This is a genomic window from Tahibacter amnicola, from assembly GCF_025398735.1.
GTDB lineage: Bacteria > Pseudomonadota > Gammaproteobacteria > Xanthomonadales > Rhodanobacteraceae > Tahibacter > Tahibacter amnicola.
Genome location: NZ_CP104694.1, coordinates 3,044,367 through 3,057,932 on the forward strand (window position 1 = coordinate 3,044,367; position 13,566 = coordinate 3,057,932).

The following is a 13,566-nucleotide window of genomic DNA, read 5'->3' on the forward strand; positions in this document are numbered from 1 at the left end:
GGCGGTGTCCGTGATGACGCGTACCGGTTCCGGACCCATCGGGAGGGGCGTTCGACATGCGACTCCAGCAGGTGGTCGGCGGACTGGCCCTCATCGCCCTGGCGGCGCTGCAGCGCATCGTCCTTGCACCGGACCTGACCCGCATTCCCGCGGACTACGCTGAGGAAACCCAGTACGACGCGGCGAGCCGTTCGCGCGAAAAGGCAGAGGACGACTGGCAATACCTCACGCTGACCGCGCGTCGCGTTGACCAGACACTGGTGGCTGCACGCGGCCACCTCATCGTCCAGGGTGACCTCCACTGGGCGGACGACTCGGGCATCGTCCTGTTCGAGTCCAGTGGTATCTATCAGGTGGATCGCTATTCCCGCACGAACCTGGCCGGTTATGGCGATATCGAGCGCGGCGGGCAGTTCCTGTTTCCGACCCACGTGCAGGAAACCACGTACCGCTACTGGGACCCCATGTACGTCGGCGAACGCACCGCGCGTTTCGAACGGCACGATTGGATCGCCGACATGGATGTACTGGTATTTCGTTTTACCGCGAAAGACCTGGACGAAAGCGCCGGGTATGCGCACCTGCCCGACGTACCCGAGCGTTACGAAGCCCATACCAACGGCGAAGGGGTGCTGCGTGTCGAACCCATGACGGGCGTCGTGATCGATTACGAGGACACGGGCACCAGCTACTTCTTCGATCCGGTCGTGCGCACGCACGTTGCAGATATGTACATCTGGACATCGCGCTATACGCAGCAGACGCGGGAGTTCAAGATCGCCCAGGCCAAGCAGCTGCGTCGCCGCATGATCATCGTGGAGCGCGTGGCACCGGCCGCGCTGCTCATTGGCGGAATAGCGATGATGGGCTTCGGACTGGCCCGTCGCCGTGGCAGCGGCAGCGTGGCGCTCACGCCCGCCAGGGAAGCGGGCGCATGAAATCGCACCTGGGCCTCAAACATCGGATTGCAGCGGCGTTTTCGCTGTTCGCCGTGATGCTGGTCAGCGTCACGGGACTGCTCTCGTACCAAGCCGGGCGCGATTCCCTGGAGACGGCGGCACTGTCGGAGCTGCTGTCCTCCGCGCTCGGCAAGGAGGCCCAGCTGGATCGCTGGTTTGAGGAACAGCGAACGGATATCGAGACGATCGCCAACTCGGTCGGCATCCTGAGCGACACATCAGTGCTGGTCGATCCGAAGGCTTCCACGCAGGCGATGACCGTCGCCCGCGAACACATCGATGACTTGCTGCGAACCATGACGGACACGGCGCGGCATGTTCGCCTGGTGCTGGCCGTGGCCGCGCCGGACGGCCGTTTTGTCGCGTCCACGCTGGCGGCCGTGGAAGGCAGGAATGCACGTGACGAGCCGTTTTTCACGCAGGCACAGGACCGCTCGTATGTGGGAGCGCCGGGGAATTCGTCACTGCTGGAGCGAGCGGTGGTGGCCATCAGTGCGCCGGTGCGCTCGGCCGAGGGCAAGCTCGAGGGCGTACTGGTCGGCTGGTTCGACCTCAGCGATTTGCAGGCCATAGCGCGGCGGCATAGCGGGCTTCACCGCACCGATGACGCGTATGTGATCAATCAGGCGGCCCAGTTCGTCACGGTGCCGCGGCTGGACGGCCAACGACGGGTACTGCAGGACGCGGTCAGCAGTGCCGCGGCCAGGCGTTGCCTTGCCGGCAATAGCGGTGTGATCAAGGCGCCCGACTATCGCGGCATCCCGTCGATCAGCGTTTATCGCTGGATGGCGTACCGAAAGCTCTGCCTGGTGGTGAAGATGGAACAGGCAGAAGCGTTCGCGGCCGCGAGCGATTTCGGCCGGTCGGTGGTCCTACTCAGCCTGATCAGCCTGATTGTCGCGTTGATCGTGGCATCGCGCCTGTCGCGGACCATCGTGCGGCCGGTGAAGGCGCTTCGCACGGCGGTATCACGCCTGGCCAGCGGAGACCGGGAGGTGCGGCTTCCCGTGGATTCCAACGACGTGATCGGCCAGCTCGCGCGCGAGTTCAACCGGATGGCCATGTCTATTGCCGAGAAGGAAGCGCAGCTGCTGAGCAACGCCGAGGCGCTGGAGGACCGGGTAGCGGCGCGGACAGTCGCCCTGCGTGACAGCGAGGCGCGGATCCGCCTGCTGCTCGACTCGACCGCCGAGGCGATCTATGGCGTCGATACCGACGGGCGCTGTGTGTTCCTCAATCCGGCCTGCCTGCGGCTCCTGGGCTACCAGCGCAGCGACGAACTACTGGGTGTGCCGATGCACCCGTTGCTGCAGCCCGACAGCGTCAAGCGTGCCGCGACACCGGAGGAGATCCCGGTGTTTCGCAGCATCCGGACAAACAGCCCGATTCATTCGGTTGGCGAAAAATTCCAGCGCGCGGATGGCAGCCGGTTCTCCGTGGAGTACTGGATCCACCCGATGCGGCACGGCGACGACGTGCTCGGGGCCGTGGTCACTTTCCTGGATACGACGGATCGCGAGCAGTTGCAGGAGGAGCTCAACCGGTTTTTCGACCTGTCCATCGATATGCTTTGCATTGCCTCGAATGAGGGGTACTTCCTTCGCGTGAATCCGGCCTGGGAACGGGGGCTCGGTTATACGGCAGGCGAATTGATGTCGCGGCCGTACATCGAATTCGTCCACCCGGAAGATGTGGAGGCGACGCGGCGGGAGTCCGAACGGTTGAGCAAGGGGCTGGAGAGCCTTGGCTTCGAAAACCGGTACCGGTGCAAGGACGGTTCCTACAAATGGCTGCTGTGGCAGGCGACGCCGTCGCCGGATTGCAGCGTCTTCTATGCCGCCGCGCACGATTTCACTGCCCGGAAATTCGCCGAAGCAGATCTGCGCCAGGCCAAGGACGATGCCGAGGCTGCCAGCCGCGCCAAGAGCGAGTTCCTGGCCAACATGAGCCACGAGATCCGCACGCCGCTCAATGGTGTCCTGGGAACGGTGGGTCTGTTGCTGGAAACCTCGCTGTCACCGATGCAGCGCGACCTGGCGGGATTGGCCAGGGCCAGCGGTGAAACCCTGCTGACGCTGATCAACGACATCCTTGATTTCGCCAAGATTGAAGCCGGGCGGCTGGAATTTGAGCGTCTGCCCTTTGACCTGCTGGGCGCGGTCGAACAGGTGGCCGGCATGGTGGCCTTGCAGGCGGGAGGCAAGGGAATCGACATCGTGGTGCGATACCCGCCCGAAGTACCGCGTCACGTGATCGGCGATCCCGGACGTGTGCGGCAAGTGCTGATGAACCTGGCCGGCAATGCGGTCAAGTTCACGCACGAAGGCCACGTGCTGATCAATGTGGAAGCCTTGCAGGTTGATGGCGACTCCGCCGTATTTCGCTTCAGCGTCGAAGACACGGGCATCGGCATCTCGGACGACAGGGTCGAGCACCTGTTTGAGAAATTCTCCCAGGCCGATGCATCGACGACGCGGCGTTACGGGGGAACCGGCCTGGGACTGGCGATCAGCAAGCAGCTGGTCGAACTGTTCGGTGGCACGATTGGTGCGCGCAGCCGGCTGGGCGCCGGCTCGGTGTTCTGGTTTTCCCTGCGTCTTGCGTTGCAGGGCGACGTCGTCCAGCCGTCCGATTCGCTGCCGGCGCTGGGAGACGCGCGCGTGCTGATCGTGGATGACAATGCGACCAACCGGCGTGTGCTGCGCGAGCAGTTGCTCGGCTGGGGGATCCGCAATGATGTGTGCGAAGCAGGATCCGTCGCGCTGAGCCTTCTGCGGGCCGCGGTCAAGTCTGGCGACCCGTACCGCATTGCTCTGATTGATCACCAGATGCCCGACATGGATGGCGCGATGCTGGGCAGGGCCATCAAGTCGGATGCGTTGCTGCGCGACGTGCTGATGCTGATGCTCACATCGATGAGTCACGTTGGCGCGGCGGACCGGATGCGTGCCATCGGGTTCGAGGCCTGCATGACAAAGCCGGTACGCCAGTCGGAACTGCTGGCGACGCTCGTCAATTGCTGGAGCTTGCATCAGCAGGGCGCGCGTGCGCCGCAGCGTCCTGCCGCAGTGGCCGCGGCGGCCCAGGGTGTGCTGGAGAGCATGGCGTCGATGGCTGTGGAGGCAACGGTGCCGGTACACAGTCACGTTCTGCTGGTCGAAGACAATCCAACCAACCAGGTTGTCGCCGCGATGACGTTGCGGAGTCTGGGGTGCGCCGTGGACGTTGCGACCAACGGACGCGAGGCGTTGAGCCGGGTTGAGGACGGCCAGTACGACATTATTTTCATGGATTGCGAGATGCCGGAGATGGATGGATTCGAGGCGACTGCTGCTATCCGCCAGCGTGGCGACCGGAAGGCGTTTACGCCGATCGTGGCGGTCACTGCGCAGGCGATGCGCGGCGACCGCGAGCGGTGCCTGGCGGCCGGAATGGATGACTACGTCAGCAAGCCCGTGCAGCGCAGTGCTTTTGTCGATGCACTTCGCCGCTGGTTGCCCAAGGTGGATGCCGCGCTGGGCGAGCCGGTCTTGCCAGCGGCTGTGCCCGCAGCGTCCAGGAAAGCAGGGCAGACGGCGCTGGATCCTGGCACGGTCGAACGGCTGCGTGAACTGGCCATTGCGACCGATGTGGCACTGTTTGCGGAGGTCTACCGCGGTTTCCAGATGGATGCGGGCGGGCGTATCGCGGCGTTGCGGGCGGCGGTGGATACCAACGACGCAGCGGCCCTGGCCGCCCAGGCGCATACGCTCAAGGGCGCCTGTGCCAATGTCGGTGCACTGGCGATGCGCGATGTCGCCGAGGCGTTGGAGAGCCTGGGACGTACGAATACGCTGGATGGAGCAGGCCCCCTTATCGACGAGCTGGGTGAGGCCTTTGTCCGCGCCCGCGACGAGATCAGCCGTCTCGGTGTGTCGACCGGGCAAGGAGAGAATGCATGAAGATCCTGATCGCCGATGATGACGTGACGTCCCGGTTGCTGCTGCAGGCAACACTCAAGAAAATGGGACATGAGGTCGTCTGCGTGGAGAACGGATCGCGCGCCTGGGAAGCCTGGCAGCGCGACAATTTTCCAGTGGTTATTTCCGACTGGATCATGCCGGAGCTCGACGGGCCGGACTTCTGTCGCCTGGTGCGCTCCCATCCTCGCGCTGAATATACCTTTATCATTCTTCTGACGGCCCTGGACGGCAAAGGCCGTTTCCTGGATGGCATGAACGCCGGCGCCGACGACTTCATCACCAAGCCCTTCGACGAGGAACAGCTGGCTGCGCGTCTACGCAGCGCCGAGCGCATCCTTTCGCTGATCCGCGACCGGGTGGACGCCGAGGAAGCGCTGCAGCGCCGCAACGCGGAACTGGAGGCTGTCAACGAGAAGCTGGCGGGCACGCAACGGCAACTCGTGCAGTCGGAGAAGATGGCGTCCGTGGGGCAATTGGCGGCAGGTGTCGCACACGAGATCAACAATCCCATTGGTTTCGTCCAATCCAACCTCGGTACGTTGCGCGACTACACCCAGCGATTCCTGGCGGTCATCGATACGTGCGAGGCCCTCGCCCGAAGCGTGGGCGACGGGCAACCGGTCACACAGGAAGTGGCCGACGTGCTCGGGGATTTCGCCAGCATCGACTACCTGCGCAAGGATGTGATTGACCTGATCGGTGAATCGCTCGACGGCATCAAGCGCGTGGAGATCATCGTGCAGGACCTCAAATGTTTTGCGCGCCTGGACGACAGCCAGTGGGAGGTGGTGGATCCGCACGTGGGCCTGGAGACAGCGGTCAATATCGCCTCGCACGAATTGCGCTACAAGGCGGAGATCCGCAAGGAATATTCCGCCACGGCGACGATCCAGTGCATGCCGTTCCAGCTCAACCAGGTTTTCCTGAACCTGCTGGTCAACGCGGCCCAGGCGATTCCCGGGCACGGTACGATCACCATCCGCACCCAGGACGACGGCGACATGGTGCGTATCCAGATCAGCGACAACGGTGTGGGGATCGCGCCGGAGCACCGGGATCGCATCTTCGATCCCTTCTTCACCACCAAGCCGGTCGGGGTCGGTACCGGTCTCGGGTTGTCGGTGTCCTACGGTATTGTCGACCGGCATGGCGGGCGGATCGACGTCGACAGCGAACTGGGCAAGGGAACGACGTTTACGGTGCGTCTGCCGAAGCGGCAGATTTCCCGGGCAGCGGGCTCGCCCGCGGAGCCACCGCTGGGCACTACGCCGGCCACGAGCCGTGCATGAAGCGCTCCGCAAGATTGACGCTGACCGCAGTGGTATGCGCACCGCGTCGGAAAACGGTGCTGTGGTTTCTGGCAAGGTAGGCCGGCTGACCTCGCGGAGCTGCCATGCATCGACGATCGTTTCTCGCCGCCGGAGCCGCGGCCCTGACCGTTCCCCTCATCGCCCGCCGGGCAATGGCGTCGACCGCCAGGACACCCGAAACTCTGCTGCTCGACATTGCCAACAACAGCGGCCGCTTCGCTGATACGTCGATCTACCTGACGGTGGTGGGTGTCAACCTGTCCACCGGCGCAAACAGCTGGCTCCGGCCGGACGGTGCGCTGGTCTCGTGTGGAATGGCGGACATCGGGCCGGACGGCTACGCCAACTATTCGATGACCCTGGCAGCGTTTCGTGGCCTGGCGCTGCCGCGCATGTCCGGTCGAATCTATGTGTCGATCGGCGGCCCGCTGAAGATTCGCCCGGTCGCGGATGCAGGACAACCGGGGGGTATCGGTCTGCAGCAACCGGCGGGCTGGGTGCCCACTGACGCGAACTACACCCTGCTGCACGACTGGGTGGAGTTCACCTTTGACGGCGGCGGCATGAACGTCAATGCCACGATGGTGGACATGTTCAGCGTGCCCCTGGCGCTGCGCCTGGTCGGCCAGGCCACCGTCACGACGGGTACCCTGCGTCCGGGCGGACGCGACCTGGTGTTCGATACCCTGAAGGCGAATCCGGATTTCGCGCGGCTGATCGTGGCGGGCGGAAGACGCATCCTGGCGCCCGCTCACGGCATCAATGCCGGACTGTTTCCACCGGACTATCTCGACAGCTACATCACGCAGTGCTGGACCCACTACCAAAGCCACAGCATTGCCGCCCACAACGATGTCTACGGCGATTTCACCGGCCAGGTGGAAGGCAGCCAGCTGGTGTTCCGGCAGGGCGGCACGGTCACCGCCCGTTTCGACAAACCAACGACGCGCGAAGTGTTCTTCTGCAACGGGGCGCTCGCGGCGCCGAACAATGCACTCGGTGCGTTGGCCGCTATCATCGGCGCAGCGCTCAACCGTACCAACCTGCTCTCGAACGCGGTGCAGCCAGCCGCGAACGCCGCAGGCTTCTACCTCACCCCGCGGACCAATCACTACGCCCATGCGATGCACCTGGCGACCGTGGACGGAAAGGCCTATGGCTTCGCCTTTGATGACGTGGCGGAGTTCAGTTCCTATGTGGCAGACCCCCAGCCCCAGTCCTTGACACTCATCATCGAGCCGTTCGGTGATCGCCTCTTCAGCGACGGCTTCAACGGCGGCTGATCGCGCGGGCCATTGGCGGTTCTGCCGACCGTGCGACGTATGGGCCCCGATACGGCTATGAAATCGCCCTTTCCAGCGGTTCTGATGCGTGTCCCCTTATTGATGGAGCGCCCATGTTTGCGATCGAAAACTACGCCAGCTTCGTGATGGCCATCCTTGCGTTCCAGGCTATTCCCGGCCCCGGAACACTGGCCATTCTCAATGCCACTGCACGTGGTGGTGTACGCGCCGGGATGGGGGCGGTCCTGGGAACACTGTTGGGCGACGCTGTATTCATGCTGGCGGCTGTGGCGGGGCTGGCGGCGGTGATGAGTGCACATCCCGTGCTGTTCCAGGCACTGCAATGGTTTGGCGCCGCGTATTTGTGCTGGATGGGGTTTCAGTTGCTGCGGGCGACGGTGAGCGACGAGGTGACGCCGGCGGCGTCGACGGCTTCGGCAGCGGTGTACCTTCGACGCGCCCTGGCAGTCAGTTTCACCAATCCGAAGGTGGTGCTCTTCTTCGTCGCGTTCTTTCCCTTGTTCCTCCGACCCGACTCCTCGCGCATGACGCTGGTGGCGATGATGCTGCACGTGACGGTGCTGAGCTTTCTCTACCAGGCGCTGCTGGTCCTGGTCGGAAACGCCATGGCCCTGCGCCTGCGCGGATTGCCGTTGGCGCGTACCGTGGCAACGCGCCTGGCCGGCGTTTCGCTGATCGGATTCGGTGTGAAACTGGCCGCCAACCAGCGCTGATGCGTTTCGCCCTTGCCTGAAAGCGTCCGACCCGGACTGCCGGGCCGGACGGGCTACACCCTGGCTACCAGGGGCGCGGATTGCCGCATTGGTAGCCAGGTCCATTGATGAAGCGCGAAACGGCGCGGGCATTGGCATCGGACCGCGCCGCCGTGCGCACACTGGCCGGCACCCAGGACTTGGGATAGTCGGCAACGTCACACAGGAATTCCACCTGTACCTGGTTGGGCGAGTGGAACCGGTTTGCGGTTCCGTCCGTCTGGTACATCGCGCCGAAGGCGTAGGCACCGACACCGTGGAAGTAGAAGTAGTCGCAGGCGTCCGTAGCAGTGCAGGTACCCGGGTTTCCGCAGCGATGGCCGCCGCAGGAACCGTTGTTCCAGTTGTATTTGCTCAGCCACGCATGCCATCCCTCGTGCATGAAGTCCCCGGCGCGGGAGGCCGGATTGCCGCGCGTCGACGTGGCGTTGTAGAGCGAGCACATGGTCTGGACTTCATCCGGTCCGAAGATGTGTGGCACAAAGGCGCCAAAGCAGCAGGTGTCGTCGCTGGCGGTGTGGTAGAGGCTGTCGTGGAAGTTGCTGCTGGCCGCCTCCGCGGTGGCGCGGTAGTCGGCAGTGCCGTGCCAGGAATAGGTACCGTTGTCGGCCAGGCCGTAGGTCACCAGGTACGATGCATTCCAGTGCTTGGGGTATTCCAGATTGACGTTGCAGGCATCGTTCCAGCCGCGATTGCCCCAATCCGAACTGCGCATGTCATAAGCCTGGTATTGCCACAGGTAGAAGTCGGTCCAGCAGCCGTGCAGGTTCCACAAGTCCCGGTCTGCCGTACTGGCGCTGGACTGGTTGCAAACGGCGGCGGCCTGCGGGGAAAGCGTCCATGCGCCCAGCGACAGGCACGCCGTCAGGAAAGTGCGTAGAAGTCTCATGGCGGATCTCCGAAGCGGTGCTCAATGGGCGGGCGGCGTGGCGGATGGGCCGTGCGCGTGGTCATCCAGCGGCTTCGTGCCGCGCGTCGGAGCTTCGGGCCGGACTTCCGGATGTGCCTTCAGATACGCCTCCAGTCGAGCATTGAAGGCGGCGGGCTCTTCGCCGGCGACGCGCGTGACGCGATCGAGAAAGATCTGTTCATCCGGCTTGACCACCTTGAGCAGGCGCTGCCTGGCTTCGCGGGAGTGCTTGTGGTTCCAGAGAAATGCGGCAATCGCCTCGGCACGGACGATCCGCGAGGGATGCTCGCCGGCGATGCGTAGCACTTCGGCGTTCGCCGTTTCGGTCTGCAGGTAGGCCAGTCCGTCGACCGCCTTGGCCTGTAGGGTTTCCAGTGCGACCGACTCCTGGATCTCACCGTCGATCCGGGTGCCGCGCTGGGGCAAGGGGCGCGCAATCCATTCGTTGAAGCAGGCCTGTGACGCTTCTGTTCGCAGTTCCCCCAGTACGGCAAGCGCGACCAGCGCGCGGCCGTGATCCACGTCGCCGGAAAGGCGCGATTCACTGCAGATTTCGGCGGCGACGCGCTCGGCATCGGCCCGGGCGCTGGCAATGGCCGAGCGCACGCTTTCGGCTTCGTCCATAGTGGATGAGGCGGCGAAGTCGACGAACGTCTTCGCGGACCCCGCTGCCAACGTCGGCGCGGCGCGTGGCTTTGACGGCACTGGTGCCTGGATCGCGGGGGCTTTTCCGGAGGGAGGGCTTGCGGGCCGTTCGGTGGCGAAAGCCGTGGCCGTCGCGACCATCAGGCAGACGCCAGCCATCCCGGCGGCGGGCACACGTCGTAGCGAGCGGATAGGCATTGAAAACTCCTTCATGACGTCGTATCGGGCGCGCCATTGCGCCAGGAAGGCCGCTTCCGCTGTGATGCCGGAACGGGCGCGTTCAGGGCGCGGCCCGCAGGACGTGACTTCCCCGGATCCCGACGAAAGATCCGTGGGGGGCAGTGATACCGGCAACAGGTATTGATGTATACCTGTGTATTATGACAGCGGCCGGATTGACCCGGTTGGCATGGGTCAGGATTCCCGCACGCCGCCACGGGGATCCACGTCCGCTACCAGGGAGTGCGCTGCTGTCACCGTGATAGCGCACACAAGTACGACCAATGACTGAAATGCCCCGCGCGTGGTCGACGCTATAATCGGTGAGCCACTGCACGATCACACCGCGCAGTGCGCAATTGGCGAGTCACCAAGGAGTACCCATGCATACCGGTAGTTGTCTGTGCGGTGAGATCAGGTACGAAATCCGGGGCGACCTGGGCCCCGCCTTTTTCTGCCACTGCTCCCGATGCCGCAAGGCCAGCGGTTCGGCGTTCGCATCGAACGTGGTTGTCGCCGAGACGGATTTTGCGATCACCCGGGGTGAGCACCTGCTGGGCACGTTCCGCTCATCGGAAGAGACCGTACGCTGCTTCTGTACGCGGTGCGGATCACCCATCATGAGCCGACGCGGGAACCTCGGCCAGGTCCGGGTTCGGATGGGAACCCTGGATTCCACCGTGACAAAGGGCCCGGGCGCTCACATCTTCGTCGCCTCGAAGGCGCCGTGGTACGAAATCCACGATGCCGTGCCGGCGTTTGACGAGCGGCCAACGGTCTAGTCCTGGACCGCACTCAGCGCGATCGGCGGTATTTGCGACGGTCGCGCTCCTCTTTTCGTCGGCAGGCATCAAGGCCGGGTTTTCCATTTGCTCCGCCGGATTACCTGACGTGCTCATCCGTCACCAGTATGTCTGTGCACGATTCGTCCATTTTCCCGTCGTTTTCAGGCGACGCCGAACGGTCGGCGTGATATGCCTTCATGGCATGACGTGATTCGGTAATAGCGTTCACATTAAAAGATATCGAATTACTATTTTTGCGTTGTTTTCCCCTCCGTCGCACTTGACAATCGTTGGGCGGCAGTAACCGGTTCCCGCTCAGCTCCCTTGTCTCGACTGCTCGCTGTTGAGAACGGGCGGCGCCCGGAAGCCGGCGGTTTTCTTGCCGCCATTCCGTTCACGATGTCTCTTTGGAGGGAGGAGTTCATGAACTGCCTGTCCACGCGGTTTGCCCGCAGCTGCCTGAATCAGTTGCGCGGCATGATCTATCTGATTTTCCTTGCCGGCAGTTCCGCGGCAATGGCGCAATCCCATCACCAGCCGGCGATTGATACGGAGCAGGATCCTTTTGCGCCGGTATTCATCGTCACCTCGAAGAATACCTTCGAAGAAATCCGCAAGTTCGCCCGCGACGGCGTCGAGCGACGTGACAGCCTGGGAACACCGCTCGTCGTCGCTCAGGTCCAGGCTTACCAGCTGTCTGACATCAGTCATCGCATCCACGAGCGTGAGCTGCGCTGCGGTGGCTTCTTTGCCTTTGCCAGCCGCGCGGAGGCGGATGCCTTCATCCGCGCAGACCGCGCCGCTGACAGCGTGTCGCGTGCCGTTCTGGTGGACTACACCATCGACAACTCGGCCACCGTCAATCCGTGGCTGCCCGCCGTCACCGAAAGTCGCATCCGCGACACGCTCACCTCACTGACCTCGTACCGGAACCGCTACTACAACTCCACCTACGGAAGGACGTCGGCGGAATGGATTCGCACGACTTGGGCCAACCTCGCCGCAGGTCGCACCGACGTGACGGCGGAACTGTTCACCGCGTGCAGCAACTGCTCGACCCAGCCATCGGTGATCTTGACCATCCAGGGCACGGACCTGGCGTCGGAAGTCATCGTGCTCGGTGCTCACCTGGATTCGATCAACGGCTCCGCGGGCGGCAGTTCGGAGCAGCTCGCGCCGGGTGCCGACGACGACGGCTCCGGTATCGCCACGCTGACCGAGGTGATACGGATATCGCTGGCGAGTGGATGGAAACCCAAGCGCACCGTGAAATTCATGGGCTACGCGGCGGAAGAGGTGGGATTGCGCGGATCCAATGCCATCGCCCAGTCCTTCAAGAATTCCGGCATCAACGTGGTGGGCGTGATGCAGTTCGACATGACCAACTACAAGAGCGGAAACGTCGAGGACATGCAGCTGATCACCGACTACTCCAATGCCGCGCTCAAGACGTTCGTGACGAACCTGTTTGATCACTACCTTGCACCGATGGGGCTGACCCGCAGTACGTACACCTGTGGCTACGGTTGCTCCGATCACGCTTCCTGGACCAGCGCGGGTTTCCCGGCCGCCATGATGTTCGAAGCCGGCGACAGTGGCGGTGGTTACTTCCCCTACATCCACACAGCCAATGACACGCTGGCGAACATGGGCAATTCCGCCCAGAACAGCGTGAAATTTGCCCAGCTGGGCCTGGCCTTCCTGGGTGAGCTGGGCAAGACCAAGAGCACTACGCCGGGTAACCAGCCGCCTGTGGCGAACTTCAGTTTCAGCTTCAGCGGACTTTCCGGCACCTTTACCGACAGTTCGACCGATAGTGACGGGACGATCGCATCCCGCAGCTGGGCCTTCGGCGATGGCACGACCTCAACCGCCACCCATCCGTCAAAGACCTACGCCTCTGCAGGCACCTACAGCGTCACGCTCACCGTGACCGATAACCAGGGCGCCACCCACAGCAAGACGCAGTCCGTGACGGTGACCGATTCGAGCGGAAACGTGTTGAGCAATGGCGTCCCGAAAACAGGCATCAGCGGCGCCGTGAACGCGACGCAGGTCTTCACCCTGGTTGTTCCGGCAGGGGCGACGAACCTGCGGTTCGTGACCAGCGGCGGCACTGGTGACGCCGACCTGTACGTGAAGTTTGGAAGCGCGCCGACGACCTCGTCCTACGATTGCAAGTCGACGGGCAGTGCCAACGCCGAAACCTGCGCTATCAGTTCGGCGCAGGCGGGTACCTACTACGTGATGGTCCATGCCTACTCGGCGTTTTCGGGTATGAGCCTCACCGGCAGCTATTCCACCGGAGGCGGCAACGTGCTGCAGAACGGCGTGCCGGTCAGTGGCTTGACAGCGACGAGCGGCAATTCACTGTCGTACACCCTGGTGGTGCCGGCGGGTGCCACGAACCTGCGGTTCACGACATCCGGCGGCACGGGCGATGCCGACCTCTACGTCCGGTTTGGTTCGCCGCCGACGACGTCGACCTATACATGTCGCTCGTGGGCGTCCGGCAACACGGAGACCTGTGCGATTGCGAACGCGCAGGCAGGCACCTATCACGTCATGGTGCGTGCCTACGCGACGTTCTCAGGCGCGACGTTGACGGGTAGCTTCACGCCTTAGTCCAGAGACTCCACGGATGACCGTTGCCCAGGGAAGGGCTGGGCTGCCGCCAGCGGATTTCGTAGCCTATGTGCACCTTCCGCACGATCTGGCTG

Annotated in this window: 9 protein-coding genes; 7 read left to right on the forward strand and 2 right to left on the reverse strand. The window is 63.6% G+C overall.

Annotated elements, in window-relative coordinates; translation table 11 throughout:
* The first annotated feature begins 56 nt into the window (after positions 1 to 56).
* From N4264_RS12725 to N4264_RS12745, 5 genes are all read left to right on the forward strand, one after another.
* A complete protein-coding gene (locus tag N4264_RS12725; protein WP_261697409.1) occupies positions 57 to 938 on the forward strand; it encodes a porin PorA family protein in 882 nt (293 codons plus the stop codon).
* Positions 935 to 4,900: a response regulator gene (locus tag N4264_RS12730; RefSeq protein WP_261697410.1), complete on the forward strand. Its 3,966-nt coding sequence runs from the start codon at positions 935 to 937 to the stop codon at positions 4,898 to 4,900. Before N4264_RS12725 ends, N4264_RS12730 begins: the two co-directional genes overlap by 4 nt.
* Entirely contained in the window at positions 4,897 to 6,210 is a 1,314-nt protein-coding gene (locus N4264_RS12735; protein ID WP_261697411.1) for an ATP-binding protein, read from the forward strand. The genes N4264_RS12730 and N4264_RS12735 overlap by 4 nt, the downstream gene beginning before the upstream one ends.
* A 104-nt stretch (positions 6,211 to 6,314) precedes the next feature.
* Positions 6,315 to 7,514, forward strand: a complete 1,200-nt coding sequence (locus N4264_RS12740; RefSeq protein ID WP_261697412.1) for a beta-1,3-glucanase family protein — start codon at positions 6,315 to 6,317, stop codon at positions 7,512 to 7,514.
* Between the two features lie 113 nt (positions 7,515 to 7,627).
* Positions 7,628 to 8,248: a LysE family translocator gene (locus tag N4264_RS12745; protein WP_261697413.1), complete on the forward strand. Its 621-nt coding sequence runs from the start codon at positions 7,628 to 7,630 to the stop codon at positions 8,246 to 8,248.
* Between the two features lie 64 nt (positions 8,249 to 8,312).
* Here the strand turns inward: N4264_RS12745 and N4264_RS12750 are convergent, their stop codons facing one another.
* Together N4264_RS12750 and N4264_RS12755 are read right to left on the reverse strand one after the other, a co-directional pair.
* A complete protein-coding gene (locus N4264_RS12750) occupies positions 8,313 to 9,176 on the reverse strand; it encodes a hypothetical protein (RefSeq protein WP_261697414.1) in 864 nt (287 codons plus the stop codon).
* A gap of 21 nt (positions 9,177 to 9,197) precedes the next feature.
* On the reverse strand, positions 9,198 to 10,040 hold the full coding sequence (locus N4264_RS12755; protein ID WP_261697415.1) for a hypothetical protein: 843 nt from the start codon (positions 10,038 to 10,040) through the stop codon (positions 9,198 to 9,200).
* Between the two features lie 404 nt (positions 10,041 to 10,444).
* Between N4264_RS12755 and N4264_RS12760 the strand changes: the two genes are divergently transcribed.
* Positions 10,445 to 10,843, forward strand: a complete 399-nt coding sequence (locus N4264_RS12760; RefSeq protein ID WP_261697416.1) for a GFA family protein — start codon at positions 10,445 to 10,447, stop codon at positions 10,841 to 10,843.
* A gap of 426 nt (positions 10,844 to 11,269) precedes the next feature.
* Entirely contained in the window at positions 11,270 to 13,471 is a 2,202-nt protein-coding gene (locus tag N4264_RS12765) for a M20/M25/M40 family metallo-hydrolase (protein WP_261697417.1), read from the forward strand.
* The last annotated feature ends 95 nt before the right edge of the window (positions 13,472 to 13,566 follow it).

What these genes read in the sequence shown, in the direction of transcription:
- N4264_RS12765 (WP_261697417.1), top strand. Translation starts at nt 11,270, where the DNA reads ATGAACTGCCTGTCCACGCGGTTTGCCCGCAGCTGCCTGAATCAGTTG.
- N4264_RS12745 (WP_261697413.1), top strand. Translation starts at nt 7,628, where the DNA reads ATGTTTGCGATCGAAAACTACGCCAGCTTCGTGATGGCCATCCTTGCG.
- N4264_RS12725 (WP_261697409.1), top strand. Translation starts at nt 57, where the DNA reads ATGCGACTCCAGCAGGTGGTCGGCGGACTGGCCCTCATCGCCCTGGCG.
- N4264_RS12755 (WP_261697415.1), bottom strand. Translation starts at nt 10,040, where the DNA reads ATGCCTATCCGCTCGCTACGACGTGTGCCCGCCGCCGGGATGGCTGGC.
- N4264_RS12730 (WP_261697410.1), top strand. Translation starts at nt 935, where the DNA reads ATGAAATCGCACCTGGGCCTCAAACATCGGATTGCAGCGGCGTTTTCG.
- N4264_RS12750 (WP_261697414.1), bottom strand. Translation starts at nt 9,176, where the DNA reads ATGAGACTTCTACGCACTTTCCTGACGGCGTGCCTGTCGCTGGGCGCA.
- N4264_RS12760 (WP_261697416.1), top strand. Translation starts at nt 10,445, where the DNA reads ATGCATACCGGTAGTTGTCTGTGCGGTGAGATCAGGTACGAAATCCGG.
- N4264_RS12735 (WP_261697411.1), top strand. Translation starts at nt 4,897, where the DNA reads ATGAAGATCCTGATCGCCGATGATGACGTGACGTCCCGGTTGCTGCTG.
- N4264_RS12740 (WP_261697412.1), top strand. Translation starts at nt 6,315, where the DNA reads ATGCATCGACGATCGTTTCTCGCCGCCGGAGCCGCGGCCCTGACCGTT.